This window comes from Amycolatopsis deserti, from assembly GCF_014653945.1.
GTDB classification, from domain to species: domain Bacteria; phylum Actinomycetota; class Actinomycetes; order Mycobacteriales; family Pseudonocardiaceae; genus Amycolatopsis_E; species Amycolatopsis_E deserti.
In genome coordinates this window covers 904591-919173 of sequence record NZ_BNAU01000001.1, presented here as the reverse complement: position 1 = coordinate 919173, position 14583 = coordinate 904591, and the positions used below count along the sequence as shown (strand labels likewise).

The 14583-nt window shown below is 70.3% G+C and carries 11 protein-coding genes; 3 read left to right on the top strand and 8 right to left on the bottom strand.

What is annotated here, in order from left to right; all coding sequences use genetic code 11:
* The first annotated feature begins 39 nt into the window (after positions 1-39).
* On the top strand, positions 40-738 hold the full coding sequence (locus tag IE290_RS04325; protein WP_191243164.1) for a MarR family transcriptional regulator: 699 nt from the start codon (positions 40-42) through the stop codon (positions 736-738).
* A 49-nt stretch (positions 739-787) separates the two neighbouring features.
* On the opposite strand, the gene IE290_RS04320 is transcribed toward IE290_RS04325, so the two are convergent.
* The 8 genes from IE290_RS04320 to IE290_RS04285 form a co-directional block, all read right to left on the bottom strand.
* Positions 788-1783 carry a VldE C-terminal domain-containing protein gene (locus IE290_RS04320; protein ID WP_191243163.1) on the bottom strand — a complete coding sequence of 332 codons (996 nt, stop codon included), beginning with the start codon at positions 1781-1783 and terminating at the stop codon, positions 788-790.
* Complete coding sequence (locus tag IE290_RS04315; RefSeq protein ID WP_191243162.1) at positions 1780-2820, bottom strand: replication-relaxation family protein; 1041 nt, start codon at positions 2818-2820, stop codon at positions 1780-1782. Before IE290_RS04315 ends, IE290_RS04320 begins: the two co-directional genes overlap by 4 nt.
* A 48-nt stretch (positions 2821-2868) precedes the next feature.
* Positions 2869-5379, bottom strand: coding sequence for a type IV secretory system conjugative DNA transfer family protein (locus tag IE290_RS04310; protein ID WP_191243161.1), 2511 nt, complete (start codon positions 5377-5379; stop codon positions 2869-2871).
* 19 nt (positions 5380-5398) lie between these two features.
* Positions 5399-7261, bottom strand: coding sequence for a VirB4 family type IV secretion system protein (locus IE290_RS04305; RefSeq protein ID WP_191243160.1), 1863 nt, complete (start codon positions 7259-7261; stop codon positions 5399-5401).
* Positions 7261-8427, bottom strand: a complete 1167-nt coding sequence (locus IE290_RS04300) for a PrgI family protein (RefSeq protein ID WP_191243159.1) — start codon at positions 8425-8427, stop codon at positions 7261-7263. Before IE290_RS04300 ends, IE290_RS04305 begins: the two co-directional genes overlap by 1 nt.
* Complete coding sequence (locus tag IE290_RS04295; protein ID WP_229874167.1) at positions 8424-10454, bottom strand: TrbL/VirB6 family protein; 2031 nt, start codon at positions 10452-10454, stop codon at positions 8424-8426. The genes IE290_RS04300 and IE290_RS04295 overlap by 4 nt, the downstream gene beginning before the upstream one ends.
* Before the next feature lie 97 nt (positions 10455-10551).
* Positions 10552-10914 carry a pilin gene (locus tag IE290_RS04290; protein ID WP_229874160.1) on the bottom strand — a complete coding sequence of 121 codons (363 nt, stop codon included), beginning with the start codon at positions 10912-10914 and terminating at the stop codon, positions 10552-10554.
* On the bottom strand, positions 10905-11915 hold the full coding sequence (locus tag IE290_RS04285; RefSeq protein WP_229874158.1) for a disks large-associated family protein: 1011 nt from the start codon (positions 11913-11915) through the stop codon (positions 10905-10907). Before IE290_RS04285 ends, IE290_RS04290 begins: the two co-directional genes overlap by 10 nt.
* Before the next feature lie 664 nt (positions 11916-12579).
* On the opposite strand from IE290_RS04285, the gene IE290_RS04280 reads away from it, so the two are divergent.
* Together IE290_RS04280 and IE290_RS04275 are read left to right on the top strand one after the other, a co-directional pair.
* Positions 12580-13392, top strand: coding sequence for a hypothetical protein (locus IE290_RS04280; RefSeq protein ID WP_229874157.1), 813 nt, complete (start codon positions 12580-12582; stop codon positions 13390-13392).
* 51 nt (positions 13393-13443) lie between these two features.
* Entirely contained in the window at positions 13444-14460 is a 1017-nt protein-coding gene (locus tag IE290_RS04275; protein ID WP_229874156.1) for a TRM11 family SAM-dependent methyltransferase, read from the top strand.
* Positions 14461-14583: the final 123 nt, after the last annotated feature.

Genomic DNA, 14583 nt, shown 5'->3' with positions numbered 1-14583 from the left:
ACCGCACTGCTCACACACACGAGTGAATCGAGGGAAGTCATGTCCAGCAGGACCCGCAACCGCACAACCCGCGACACCATCACGCAACCCGACCCACCGGCGGGCCGCACCGACGCTGAGGACAAGCTGTGGGCCGCCCTGCACGCGAACCCCCACAGCACCGCCACCGACTTGGCCGCCGCGGCGAAGATCGGGAAGTCCACTGCGGGCAAGATCCTCGCCCGTTGGGCGGCCGATGGCAGCGTCACCCGCACCCCCGGCATCGGCGAACGCGGCCGGCGCGTCCCCGACTCGTGGGCGATCACGGACGCGCCCGTCACGGCTGACACCCCAACGACAGGCAGCGCGCCCACCGAGCCGGACGTCCAGGGCCGCGAGGCCGGCGACGAGGCCAGCGTTGCGATTTCGCCACTTGCCGAAGGTAGGCCCACCGACCCTGTCTCGCCGGAAGAACCAGAAACCGGGACGGCAGGCGCGGGTGATGGTGACGGCAGCAAGCAGGCCGAACGTCTGGCGCCCGGCGCGCTGCGCGGGATGGTGGAGGACTACCTGCGCGACCACCCCGGCGACGAGTTCGGACCGACCGCGATCGCCAAGGCGCTGGGCGGAAAGTCCTCCGGCGCGGTGAGCAACGCACTCGACAAGCTGGTCGCCGACGGCACCGCCGTCCGGACGAAGGACAAGCCGCGGCGATTCGCCCTCGCACCGGCCGAGCAAGGCCACGTATCGAAGAAGTGATCTGCTCACAGCGTGGTGCCCCAACGGTTTTCCGTTGGGGCACCACTTTTCAGTACATCGAGACGTGGATATGGTCGTAATGGCAGCCGGTGACGTTCGCCGGGTTCGGGCAGCCGTAGGCGCTGGAGCGGTACGGTTCCCACGCCGGGTTGTCCGCTGACCAGTACTGGCCCTGCCAGATCAGGTATCGCACGCCGAGGGCCGCCTGGTTGGTGATCAGCCAGTTCACCACCCGCCACCCGTCGCCCACCGATCGCGCGTCACCAGGGTTGAACAGGACGTCGCAGGCGCGCCCTTGCGGGTGGTCGGAGTCGGGGTTCGCGGGTCGTGCCTCGTGGCAACCGAGACCTTCGCCGGTCATGCCGCCCGCTTGGAGAGCTCGGACGAGTGCCAGGGTGCGGGGTGTGATCCGGCCGTTGCTGGTGGGGTCGGGCTCGGTGGCCTGTTCGGGTGGCCATTCCGTGCGCAGCGGCCCGCCCGTGCCGCCGCTGGGAGGCGTGCAGGTCACCCCGAGCAGCGCCCCGACGATTTGGCGCGCGCCGCGCTCGTGTTTGGCATAGGCATCCGGGTAGGCGGAACGCTGGACGGCTTGCGCGGCGGCGGCGAGGTTCATCTGCTGCCAGTTCGGCACTTTGAGCAGGTGGTTGTAGAACTGGGTGGCGGCGTAGGTGGGGTTGAGAATCTGCTCCGGCAAACCCCAGCCTTGGGACGGTCGTTGCTGGAACAGGCCGAGGCTGTCGCGGTCGCCGTAATTCAGGTTGTTCAGTCCGGACTCCTGCATCGCCGCGGCGACCGCGATGACCCACCCGTACTCGGGCACCTGCTTTTGTTTGCCAACGGCGACGATCGTGGCCGCGTTGGCCATCTGCTCGGGCCCGTATCCGGCAACGCCGACCGTGGGGCCAGAACCAGCGGGAGCACAGTCAGCGGTGCCGCCGCTGCCGATGAGGGCGGCCACGACGCCGGCCCCCGCAGCGGCGACGAGGACAGGAACGAGCAGGACGGTCGCCGCAGCGAGGACGGCAACCTTCGCTGCCGAGGTCATCTCCGGGAAGGCTTCGACGTGCCAGGCGGCATCGGGCAGGGCGGCGGCATCGAGACCGGTGACGTAGGCCCGTTCGACGTCCCGCCGTTGTCGCTGGGCGGTGCGACATGGGGCCAGGTGTCCAGCAAGGTGGACAGTTTTCGCCGTCGAGCGTCGTCGGCGGCATGGTCCAGGGGTAGCCAGACCTCGTCGGCGGGGCTGGGGTGCGGGGCCTCCGGATTCAGCAGCTCGGCCGCGGCCGTCGCGACCGGCACACGGTGCGGCTCGTCCAGCTCGCGCCACGCCCGGGCGAGCACGCGGCGGGCCGCGGCCTCGCGTTTCGAGGTGGGCAGCCAGACCAGCAGGGGGGTGGTGATGCCGGTCGCCTGGGCGAGCGCAGCGTAGCCGGAGAGTTTGCCGGCTAGCTTCGCCAGGGCTTCGGTGCCGAAGTCGTACTCGAGGAACCATTCGATCTGCCGGTCGCCGTGCTGCCAGCGGCCATAGCCATCGGGTCGGACGAGGTCCCCGAAGTGACGGGCGCAGCGGGTCTCCGACCACCACGCTGTCAGCGCCACGTCCTCGCTGGGCTCCCGGTACCTGGCCCGCTCGACCAGGGCGGTGAACCACTCGTTGACTCCGACGGTGTGGGCGAGCCGGAGGCTGTGGGCAACGGCGAAGGCCCGGTCGTGCCGGTATCCCATCTCCTTGACGTCCCGGCCGTCCTCGGCGGCGAGGACGGTAGCACCAGCGGGTGCGAGGACGTAGTGCATGGGGGCCGTGCCGACGGTGACGAAGGGCTGGAACCGGTCGACCACGCCCCAGGTCCACAACTCGCGCAGCCGCATTCGACCGGACCGAAAGCTGGGAAACGCGAGCGCGGTGACCTGGTGCGACGTGAGCACCCGATGCTCCCAAAGCATCCGGATGATCCACTTGTCGCGAGGAGTTAGCCGCCACGCGAGCATGGCCTGGTGTTCGGCGGTATTGGCCGCGCGCGGGCTCGGGCGGCTTGCCTTGTGGCCGCGCAGGGAACGCTGCCTGGTGGCATTGGTGATCACGGCTGCAGAACCTCCAGATTGATCAAGGAAGACGGTGAATCCGCGTTCTCATTCACTCCGGCGCGGGTCCACGCTCCGAGGACCCGCCGCCCGGTCATGGCGAGAGACGGTCGGTGCTGGATCGATTGCTCGCGCGCTCGCCTTGCGGCGCGCCGCCGCGCGGACCTCTCGGGCGCGGCCGGGAACCGCCGGCGGGAGTGGTTGTGTCCGAAGGGTGAACGGCTGGGCCTCCTCGCCGTTCAGGACGAGCCGGGCGGCGGCGTGGTAGGCGCCGAGGTGAGCAAGATCGTGGTCGGACAGTCGTGGCGCGGTGTGGCGGGCCAGCTCGCGCGCGTCTTCCGGTGAGGCGTTGAAGAAGATCTTGCTGCGCGCGTTGGTCGAGATTCCTTCGCGGAGTTCGCGGGGAAGCTGACCGAGGTGCTGGTGTGCCAGCGTCATCGAGGTTCGGAAGCCGCGGGCCTCGGCGAGCATGTCCTCGATCGGATACGGCAGGTTGAGGAAGTTGTGGCATTCATCGATTACGAGGCTCGCGTCCCGGCGACGGCGCTGTGGAATGCGGGCGCGCCCGGTGATGGCTTGCCAGGTGCGCGCGACGACCAGCGACCCGACCAACCGGGTCGTCTCCTCCCCCAATGAGCCCTTCGGGATGCGCACCAGGCAGATCCCGCCGTCGAGCACCTCCCTTAGGTCTACTGTGGAGCGTCCTCCCGCGATGGCAGCCCGGACGAAGGGACGCAGCAGGAAGGCCCGGAGCTTGTTCATCAACGGGCTGATGACCTGCGAGCGGGCCGAGTCGGTCAGCTCCTCGTACCAGGACCAGAAGCCGCGCAGGACGGGATCAGCGATCCCAGCGGTGACACGGCTGCGAAAGGCCTCATCAGCCAGGAGCTTGGGCAGGTCCGCGAGGGTGGCGACGCCTTCCTGGATCCGGAGCGTCAGGCAGGCCGCGCGCATCACATCGTCCGTGCGCGGGCCCCAGAACGCCGAGTAGACCCGGCGGAAGACGGACACCAGGTTGTCCACCATCAGGTCCGTTTCGCCGCCGTCCAGCGGGTTCAGGCAAGGTGGGCGCGCCTTGCTGTCGGCGTCGAAGAGCACGACCCGGTCGGCCGCAGAGCGAGGCAGCCGAGACAGGACGTCGGTGACGAGATCGCCCTTGGGATCGATCAGGACGGTTCCGCGGCCGGCCTCGGCGTCGGCCAGGACCATGGTGGCCAGCAAGGTCGACTTCCCGGAGCCGGTCGCGCCCAGAACGTGCAGGTGATGCCGGGCGTCCGGGACCCGCAACGCGACGGGTCGCTCGTGGCCGGTGTCGGTGACGCCGATGGGTTTCGCTTCGGGACCTGGGACAGCGATGCCGGGCGGGGGCGCGATAGCACGGGCTCCGGCGCGCTGTAGCCCGGGGATAGCCTCGTCGGTTGGGAGGTGGGCGATTGCGGCCAGCTCGGGCACCGAGAGCAGGTCGCCCCGTGTCAGGAGCCTGGAGTCGATCACGTGCCCGGGATGGCGGAGCCGGCGCCGAGTGTAGTAGTTGTGCTCGGTGTAGGAGGCGAAGGAGGCTGCGAGGGCGTGGGCCCGGCCGCGAGCTACCTCTCGAGCCGAGCGGACCTCGTCAGCGGCGACATCGGCGGGGAGAAGTGTGGCGACGGCGTAGCGGACGACGGTCTCGAACTGGCTGCCGCGCTGCTTGGCGACGATCGCCCGGTTCTGCGCCCCGTACTCCAGCGAGGTCTGCGGATCGCTGTGCAGAGTTTTCGTCCGCGTCGCGGCTGATCGCCGGGTCCGTGGGGCGCCTGGCGTGATCGTGTCCAGCAGGCGGCCGACCAGGCGCGCCGAGCCGCCGGTGTGGACCTGCCGGGCGGCGCGGCGGGCACATTGAACCCGGCGCCCGGTGACCGGCCGGGCCATGATCTGCACGCAGGCGTGCTCGTTGCGACCGAGCCCGACCGGCGCACCGATCAACGCGCGGATCGGGTCGGCCTCGAAGGCCGTGCGGATGGGCAGCGCCTCCGGCCGGGCGAGCCGTAACTCGCCGCCGACCACGAGCCTACGCTCGCCCTCGCGTGGAGCGGGTAACGGCGGCTCAGCAGGCCGTACCCGGGTGTGGGCGCCGGGCCAGGCGGCCTCGATGGCGCGCTCGACGAGGCCGGGTGGGATGACGCCGGGCACCCACAGGCGGATAGCGACGCCAGCCTCTGAGAACACGTACTCGCAGGCGACGTGCGGCTGTCCGGTGAGCGCTCGTCGCCAGCCGGGCCGCAGCAGACCCACAAGGTTGGACCACAGGGCGGCGCCGCCGGCGGGGTCCACACTGGGTGGCGCGAGGACGGTGACCTGACGCGCGTTGTCGACGAGGCGCTCATGGCACCGTCGCACCCACCACCGCCGCCCGGCCAGCACTACCGTGGTTAGGACGGCAAGCACCGGCAGGGCGATTGGGCCTTCATTCGCGGCGAAGTCGCGAAGCTGGTCCAGCAGTGCGACCAGCGCGCCGCCAGGGTCGCGCAGGTAGTTCTCAGGCCAATCTGTAGCGGCGAGGTGCGTAGCCGGTATCCACATGGGACTGGTCCTCGGAGAGTCAAGCGGCGTCGAGGCTGATCTCGTCGCCTTCGACGGGCTGAGGGCCCAGGTCGACGAACGCCGCAGCCTGGTCGTCGTCCTGCTCGGCGAGTTCGGCCGGGTTGCTGGTGATGAGGTAGTGCTCGGTTGGCGAGGCCACGCTTTGAAAGGCGACGCGCTGGGTTCCGGTGGACAGCAGTCCCTGGCCGCGGTCGGCTGCGAGCAGGAACTGGCGTTCTCCGGCGGAAAGGGTGAAGGTGCGGGCGATCTCGTCGATGGCCTGCGGGGCTTGCCGGAGCAGGATCTGGGTGGCCGCGTTGGCCACGACGGCTTTGCCGAGATCGGTGCCGAGGACGTCGTCGACGTCCTGGGTCGCCACCGTCAAACCGGCCCAGTACTTGCGGAAGGCTTTCGCCGAACGGAACAGGAACTCGGCGCCTGCCTTATCCTGCAGCAGCAGCCATGCCTCGTCCACCGCGACCATGCGCGGTCGGCGGATCGCTGGGTTCGACACTCGCCGCCAGATGACGTCGAGCGTGAGCAGCGTGCCGATCGCTTTCAGCTCGTCGGGAAGATCACGGAGGCTGAACACCACAAGGTGTCCCTCGGGTTGAACGGTACTGGGCCCGTCGAAGAGCTGCTTGAACGCGCCCTCGACGAATGGATGCAATCTCGCCGCGAGCTCGCGGCCGGCCCCGTCCCCCGAGCTCGCGAGCTGATCTCGCAAAGTGCGCAGCTCGGGCGACGGGCGGGTCCAGGTTCGGGGGTCGGCGGTGATGCCCACGCTCTGGTAGGTGGCCGCGATCGCGCGGTCCAGCGCGGCGCGCTCGGCGGCCGACGGTTCGCCGCCGAGGAGAACCTCGATCACGGTGTGCAGGAACAGGCTTCGCCGGACGAGCGCGTCGTTGGGGGCGCTGCGTCGTCCGTCGGGACGTGTGTGGATGGGCAGGTCGAACGGGTTGAGCCGCACTCCTGGTGTGCCGAGGTGGAGGTGGGCGCCGCCGACGGCCGCGGCGAGCCGGGCGTACTCGTCCTCTGGATCGACGACGGCGACCTCGATGCCCCGGTACAGCGAGCGCAGCAGCTCCAGCTTGACCAGATAGGACTTGCCGGCGCCGGAGCGGCCGAGGATGACCGAGTTGTGGTTGTGCATGCCCTCGCCGAAGCGGTCCCAGTGCACCAGCCCCTGGGAGCCGATGTTGTAGCCGTAGAGCACCCCCGCCGGTGCCGCGACCGAGGTCGGATCAGGCGCGGGCAAGTCCGGGCTGGTGAACGGGAACGCCGCCGACAACGCCGCGGTGTCGAAGGTGCGGCGCATGCCGATCAGGTCCAGCCCCAGCGGCAAGGTCGACACCCACCCCTGGAGGCTGCGGTAGGTGGTGTGCTTGGCGTCCAGCAGCAGGCTGGCGCACAGCGACCGCAGTGCCGCGACTTCCTCGGCGAGAGCGCTCTGGGAGGTGGCGTGAATGGTCAGGTACAGCCCGACGCGGAACAGCTTGCCCTCGCCACGGGCGACCCGGGAGGACAGGTCGTAGGCGTCCTCGGTGGCGACCTCGACATGCGGGTCGAACAGCCGGCCGTGCTCGGCCGTGTGGCGCCGGCCGGCCTCGAGTTTGGCGAGCTGCTTCTTCAGCCGGGCGGCGGCGGTGGCCGGGTCGATCGGCTCGACGTGCAGGGAGACGTCTACGCGGCCGGGGTAGGTCAGCAGCGGGGCCAGCCAACCGGGGTGCACCTCGCGTGGGTAGCCGATGACGGCGAAGCTGGCGACCCATTCGCCGCCGACCTCCAGGTGCCGTGCGCCGACCGACAGCGCGTCCGGTGTGAAGGCGGCAGCTGCCGGAGAGGCCGGCTGGCGGGGCCGGTGGTGGTTGCGATGGCTCATCAGAACCGTTCCCCTCGCTCGTCTTCGTAGTCCCAGTCGTCGTCCTCATCCCACGCGGGCTCGTCCTCTGCACGTGCATCCGCACGCCACCGGCCGGGGTCGTCATCGGCCACCTCGGAGGCGGTGGTGATGACCTCGTCCGCGCCGGCCAGTCCAGCTGAGGGGGGCAGCAGGCTGTCGGGGTTGCACGCCGAGGCCAGCACCGCGGTGGCCTGTCCCGCGTCGAGCGGGGTCACCGTGATCCCGGCCGGGGACAGCAGCTCCACCGCTTCGGTGAGGCGGCGCACCAGCCGTGACTCGGCCGCTCGCCGTGTGGCGGCATCCACCTGTCCGGTGGTTCGGTCGCGGCGCGTACGCAGCGCAGCCAGCGGACCGGGTCCGCCAAGCCCGTCCGGCGGACCGGCTACCGCGAGCGGTTCGCGCAGCACGAGCAGCACCTGCCGCCGCAGCAAATCGGTCTCCTGCCCGAGCTGGACCAGGTAGTCGGCGTGCTCGACCGCTGCAGCTTCCAGCGCTGGGTGCGGCAGCCCGCCCGCGCGCTCGCGCAGCTCGGCGACCTGCGCCGAGAGGTCCAGGCGCTCGGTGCGCACCAGGACCTGCACCGGAGCGGTCAGCGAATGCAGGTACCGCCCGAACGAGGCGACCAGCGTCTCCTGCTCGGCCGGTGTCCGGAGCGCGAAATTCACCGTGCTCGCGACCGCCACGACCGCCAGCCCATCCGCGCCAAGGTCCACCACGCCGGTCTCCGTGACGGCCTCAGCAGGCAGGCGCAGCGCGGACGGGGAGACCGGTTCGGCCTCGGATGTCGGCCTGCGGCGGCCGGCTCCCTGGTCCGCGTTCGCGGTGAGCCACGCGGGCGCCGGACGTACCCCTTCCGGCGCGGCGACGCGGTGACGCGGAGCGAGTCGCTGGCGGATCGCCGCGATCAGCAGCTTGTCCAGCGGGACACCGTCGCGCTTGCCCAAGGCGAGCATCACCGACGCCGCGCCGACCGGAACCGCAAAGGCGGCGAAAACCGGGATCGGCAGGAACGCGCGCGTCACGAGCCACACCAGGTACAGCGCCGCTCCTGCCGCGGCGAGGATGCCCAGCTGGCGCGCGGTGAGCGGGCCGAGCACGCGGTCGTGCATATCGACGTCGGCGGGGATGCGGACGGGTTCGGTCATGACGTGCTACCTCCTGGCTTGCGACGTCGCGTGGCAGTGGGCGGTGGCGGGGTCACGCGCGGGCGCGGCGTCTTGGCGGGCTTGGGCAGGTCCAGCGGGAGTCGCAGCTGCCGTCCGGGCTGCGGGGCACGTGGGTTCGGCGGTGGTGGCGGTGCGGGCTTGGGCGGCACGCGGTTCAGCCCGTCGAGGGGCAGCGGGTACTGACCGGAGCGGGTCGGTCGGGTGCCCTGGTAGGGGTCGAAGGGCAGCGGCGGTTGGACCACGCGTCGGCCGGTTCCGCGACGAGCCGGAGGCGGTGGTGGGTTCGCCGGCCGAGCCACCTTGCGCAGGCCCTCCAGCGGCAGCGGGTACTGGCCAGACCGGAGCGGCCGGTTGCCCTGGTAGGGATCGAACGGCAGCTCGAGTTGTTTCCCGGTGGGCGCGCGAGGCGTCCGTCGACCGCTCGTTCCCGCGGCGCCCGTTGAGGCGGCAGGTGGCGCCGCGCGCGGAACGTCGAAGGGCAGACGGTGCTGCCCGCCTGGTCCGAGCACCGGCTTGTTCTCGGGCCAGTCATCGCCCAGCGGCAGCGCCAGTTGACGACCCGATTTGCGCGACGATTTCGGCTCGGGTGCGGGCCCCGGCTTCGGCTTGGGGCGGGTCCGCCGGAGGCCGGGCAGCGGCAGCACGTACTGCCCGCCCGCGGTGGAACGCGGCTCGGCTGAGCGCGTGGATGAGCCGCCACGGCTGCTGCCACCGGTAGCTCGGGGCGTCCGGGGCTTTCCGCCGCCACCGCCGAGAAGCCCGAACGTCTTGTAGGCGAGGAAGCCCCGGACGAGCGAGCCGATGAGGCTGCGGCCACCTCCGCCGCGGATCGAGCCCAGGATCCAGAACGGGATTTTGAGCAGGATGTACATCAGCGCGAGGGCGACCAGCAGGTTGATCAGCCCGGAGGCGGTCGGCCCGAACAGCGTGAATCCGCCGGGGGTGAAGAACACCTTCAGCGCGGTGATCAGCGTCAGGCTCTGTCCGAGCTGGATCGCGAGGCAGCCGCCGTAGGCCTTCCACCACCAGTAGGCGATGCCCTCGGTCTGGGGCAGGGCGTGGAACATCAGCGCCAGCGGCGCGGCGACGATGAGGATGATCGTCAAGGCGACCCGCACGACATAGGTCACCAGCAGCGCGACGAGCAAACCGGCCAGGACGAGTCCGATGAAGACGATCCACATGCCGCCCTTGATCGAACCCATGACGAGGTCGCGCAGGGCCGCGCCGGCGGCACTCGCGTCGAGCCCGCCGCCCATGATGGCGGCGACGAGGGCGTTGGCGATCTGGATGCCCTTGGTGGCGACCCACAGGCTCAGGGCGCCGGCCAGGAATCCCACTGCGAGGCGGGGCGCGATCTCCAACGCCGAGTGCCGGGTCTGGATGGTCTGGTAGCTCATCACGATCATGCCCGCGATGAGAACCAGCAGGCCGTAGGAGACGAGCAGGATCTGCCAGGAGTTGTCCCACAGCTCGCCCACGCGCGGCAGCGAGTCCGGCGTCGGAGTGGTCAGCAGGGTCTTGGACAGCAGCTCCAGCAGCGGGTTGAGCGCACTCTCGACGATTCCGCGGAAGAACCCGTCGATGACCTCGGTGATGCAGGCGCCTATGTTGGTGAGGCCGCAGTCGTCACCGGTCTCCTCGCTCGGGTCGGGCTGCTCACCGCTTGGCGCGGTGGGCGGTGTGGTCGTGCCGGGTTGCGGGATGCAGCCCTCGCCGGTGCACGGCGGAGCGGGCGAGGTCGACGAGGACGGAACGCACCCGTCTTGCAGCGAACCCGGCAAGCAGGTGACCGAGGTCGGCGCCTCTGTCGGCAGTGGCAGCGGTACCTCGGGCAACGACGGTGCAGTGGGCGGCGCGGGTAGGGAGCACAGCGGAGAGCCGGGTTCGCATGGCTCGACGGTCGGGAGCGGCAGTGGTTGCGCGGCGGCCGGCGGCGCCATCGACGAACCGGGGTTGAGCGCTGCGACGGCGACCGTGCCGCCGAACAGTACGACGAGGCTCACCGCCAGCCCCACCAGCGCGCGGCCACGAGTCAGCTTGGGTAACCGCGCCTTCCGGCGTGATGGTGGGGCACCGGTTGTGCTCGAGGTGCGCATCGCCTCACGCCCCCACGATGCCTTTGAGCACCTCGACAACCAGCGGAGCGAGCGCGGCCAGAACGTAGCCGATGCCGGCGGCCTTGAACGCCTCCTTCGCCTTCTCCTGTTCCCCCGGGTCGCCGCCGCCGAACACGCGCCGGACACCGCCGATGGTGAGGAACACCGTCGCCAGCCCGGCGAGGATTCCCATCAGCCAGTTGCGGATGTTGTTGAGGACTTCCTCGACGCTGGCCGCGAGCGCGAGCACCACCGTGTCGGCGTGCGCGTTCACCCTGGACGTCAGGAGGGTGAGCACGACGAGTTCGGCCAGCAGTAGCGTCCGCCGACGGCGATAGCGCGGGCGAGGAGTTCGGGTCAGGCGCATCGCGGCTCTCCCGGAGTCGAGCCCGGCCGCCGGTGCGGCTGCTCGGGCGAAGGGGTGGTGTACGCGCGGGAGGCTGGTTTCGTCCCGCACCCCTGAACTCCGGAAGACGCCGCCTTCGGGGACACACGGGCGCTCGAATTCTTGCCCGCACGACTACTCAGATCGGTTACGCTCCGTGATGATCTGGGCTGGACGATGGCAATCGTGTCGGCCACCTGAGTCGCCACATCGGACGCGCTCTGACCGGCGTCGGCGTCACGGCGCATGTCCTCGAGGAGGTATGCAACGAGACGTCGCTCAGCCCGCTGCCGGGCCTTCTTCGCGGCTTGATACGACACGTCGCGCTCGGCTGCGGCGTCCGCCAACGGCACACCCTCCAGGCGGGTGGCGCCGATCAGCTCGGCCTCGGTTGCGGTGATCGCACCGTCCGCGACAGCGCGGGCGAGAACGAAGTCGGGGTGTCCCCACGGCGGCGGTGGCAGCGTCGAACGGAAGCCATGACCGGACGGCACGGGAGCGTCCAGCGCCTCCCGGACGCACGCGTGGCCGGCCCGGTAGGCCGCCCATCGAAGCCGGAGCATGATGCGCGGCTTGCGCAGGTCGATCGTCCCCAGCTCGGCGACGAAACCGGCGAGCACCGCCGCGTGAATGTCGCTCGGATCGCCCGCAAACTTCGCGGACAGGGTGGCGGCGATCGAGGTCAGTGCGGGCAGCGCGACGCCGACCGCGGCAACCGTCCACGTGCCACCTTCGGTCCGAGCCAGCAACACCAGATGCGCCCACACCGCATCCCGCAAAGTCTGCGGACACCGGCGCCGGAGCAGCCGGTCACGCAGCTCGTTCAGCGGCACTCGCCGCCGCGGCAAACCGGCGAACAACCGGCCATCAACCGTCACCGGATGCTCCCCGGCGACCAGCCACTCGAAGGACGCCCGGGCGGCATCCAACGGCATCGCGGCGCGCCCGAAACCCGAGCGCGGAACGGCATCACGCGAATTCATGAGATGACTCCCGAAACGAGTCGGAACAATGACTCCCCCAGGACGCCACACCAGGCATTACCAACCACTGACCTAACCGGCACCGAACTAGTACCGAAGCCAAACCGACGATCGCACGCCGACCAATTCAAGATCGACTTCCGCGGTCGCGCGGAGCATTCTCAAGATCGACGGCACCGACCTGGTAATACCGGTCTAGCTGCACCTTTGTCGCTGCGGTACCAGGTCGGTACCAGTTCGGTCAGACCCCGCTGAGGCGCCGCTCGACCGTTGGTTCAACGACCTCCAAATGCGGACGGAGAACCCCGAGGCGAAAGACTTCGCGAAGGATGCATCCGGTCACCGAAAAGGCGCAGGGCACGTGTCCCCGAAGCGCGTGTACGTCGGAGTTCAGGGGTGTCATCAGCGCCACGCACAGGCGGACGCGCTCGCCTTCTCAGAGGGGATACTCGTGACCACGCCCGACCGTCCCGGACGCCGCACACCTCGTAAGCGACCCGGCTCAACTCGCCCGCCCTCACCCCGCACACGCGGGCGCCGCAGCGGTGACCGCAGGCCGTGGCCGACCGCACCGACCACCACCCGGCCCAGCCCCGGCAAGCCCGCCAGCACCGCCCGTCGATCGCGGTCGAACGGCCTCACCTCGGCACCGACACCGTCCACCGTGTGGCCTGCCGGCGCATCCCCGATCGACCTCCACGCGGCCTGGCCGGCGGCCCTCATCGACCGGGTCGTCACCGCGTTCAGCGCACCCGGCGCGCGGGTCGTGCTACTCCCCTGGCCGTCACCACCGGGCCCGCGTCGGACGCTCACGCCCATCGGTCCGGACGGCGTCGTCGATCGCGCTCCCGACACAGATCCGGACCCCGAACTCACCAACGCCCTGCACGCCGTCGAACGCCTTGGCCGCACCGTCCGAATCGCCCGAGTTCCGCACCGGACAGCGAGCGACACCCCTGCCTCAGCACCCTTCTGGGCGGACCTGATCGAAGGCACCGGCCCGGCACCGACGACCTCTGTAGTCGCTGTGAACGACGCCGTGACGGGCGAGGAGACGAAGCGCAGCGGCGGCGAAGATCTGATCATCTCCAGCCTGCGTCCCGAACTCTCCGGCGACCACTCCGCCGACCTTGTCGCACTGTTCGCGGCCCGCCGGCTCCGCGTCGGCGGTGTCCTTGTGGTGCTCACGCACTGTGACTGGACGTCCGGCCAGCTCACCGACCCGACCGGTGTCGTCGTCGCGGCCGGACAGAACGCCGACCTGCTCTACCTCCAGCACATCGTCGCGGTCCACACGCCCATCCGTGACGGTCGATTCCACCTCCCCGACGAGCACTCGGACACCGCCGGCGACAGCGCTCGCGGCCGGCACCGGGCGAGGGTGCGCGGACTGCCGCTCCCGCATCGACGCATCCACTCCGACGTCCTCGTCTTCACCCAGCCCCACGACCAGCAGCCGCCGACCGACCACACCTGACGTGCACGCCGGAACCCGCCCTCGATCCTCAACACCAGGAAGGCATGCCCCGTGACAGACAAACGCCGCACACCTGCCTCCGCCGACGAGCCGACGCAACCCATCCCCCGCGCGCTCATCGACACGCTCGACGACGCCGACGAAGACCAGGCCGGACTTTCGGTGTGGACCACCGCGCAGGTCTCCCCCGCAACCCAGCGCCGAGGCAAGTACACGCCCGAGTCGACCGCGCACCCGGCCAAGATGCTGCCCGACGTCGCCCGCCACGCCATCGAGCACTACACCAAGCCGGGCGAGCTGGTGCTCGACCCGATGTGCGGCATCGGCACCACGCTCGTCGAAGCCGTCCACCTCGCTCGGCGCGCCGTCGGCGTCGAATACGAACCCCACTGGGTGGCGGTCGCCCGATCGAATCTCGAGCTGGCCCGCGAACAGGACATCGACCACGACGCGCATGTCATCCAGGGCGACGCACGCCAGCTCGTCACGCTGCTGCCGCAGGAGTACGTGGGCCAGGCCGCGCTGGTCGTGACCTCCCCGCCCTACGGGCCATCGACCCACGGACGTGTGGCCGTCGCGCCCAGCGAAGGCATCCAGAAGTACTGGCACCGCTACGGCAGCGCCCTCGACCGCGGCAACCTCGCCAACATCGGTCACCACCGGCTGCTGGCTGGGTTCACCCGGATCCTCGCCGGCCTCCGCACCTTCCTCCGGCCCGGCGGGCACATCGTCGTCACCATCCGCCCCTGGCGTGAGCACTCCGAGCTCATCGACCTGCCCGCACAGATCCTCGCCTGCGGCCGCGCCGCCGGGCTCATCCCCGCCGAACGCAACGTCGCGCTGCTCGCCCGGGCCGCCGAGACCGACCTGGTCGCCCGCGGCAGCTTCTTCCAACGCGACTTCATCAGCAAGCAACGCGAAGCCGGACTCCCCCTGCACCTCATCGCCCACGAAGACGTCGTCGTCTTTCGCACCGCGCTCCACAGCAAGGTCACACCGTTCTCGGCAACCGTGGCCGAGCTACATTCGCTCCGTGGTCGGTCCCGCAACATGGGGCGGGCGGCATGACCAGCCGTCCAGCTCTCGCCGCCCCGCCACAAGCCTTACAACCGCCGTCCCTCGGCACAGGGGTCCCGAGCACGACCGTGCTCTTGGTCGGCTGCAAAGGCGCCATCCCCCGGTTCGACGTCG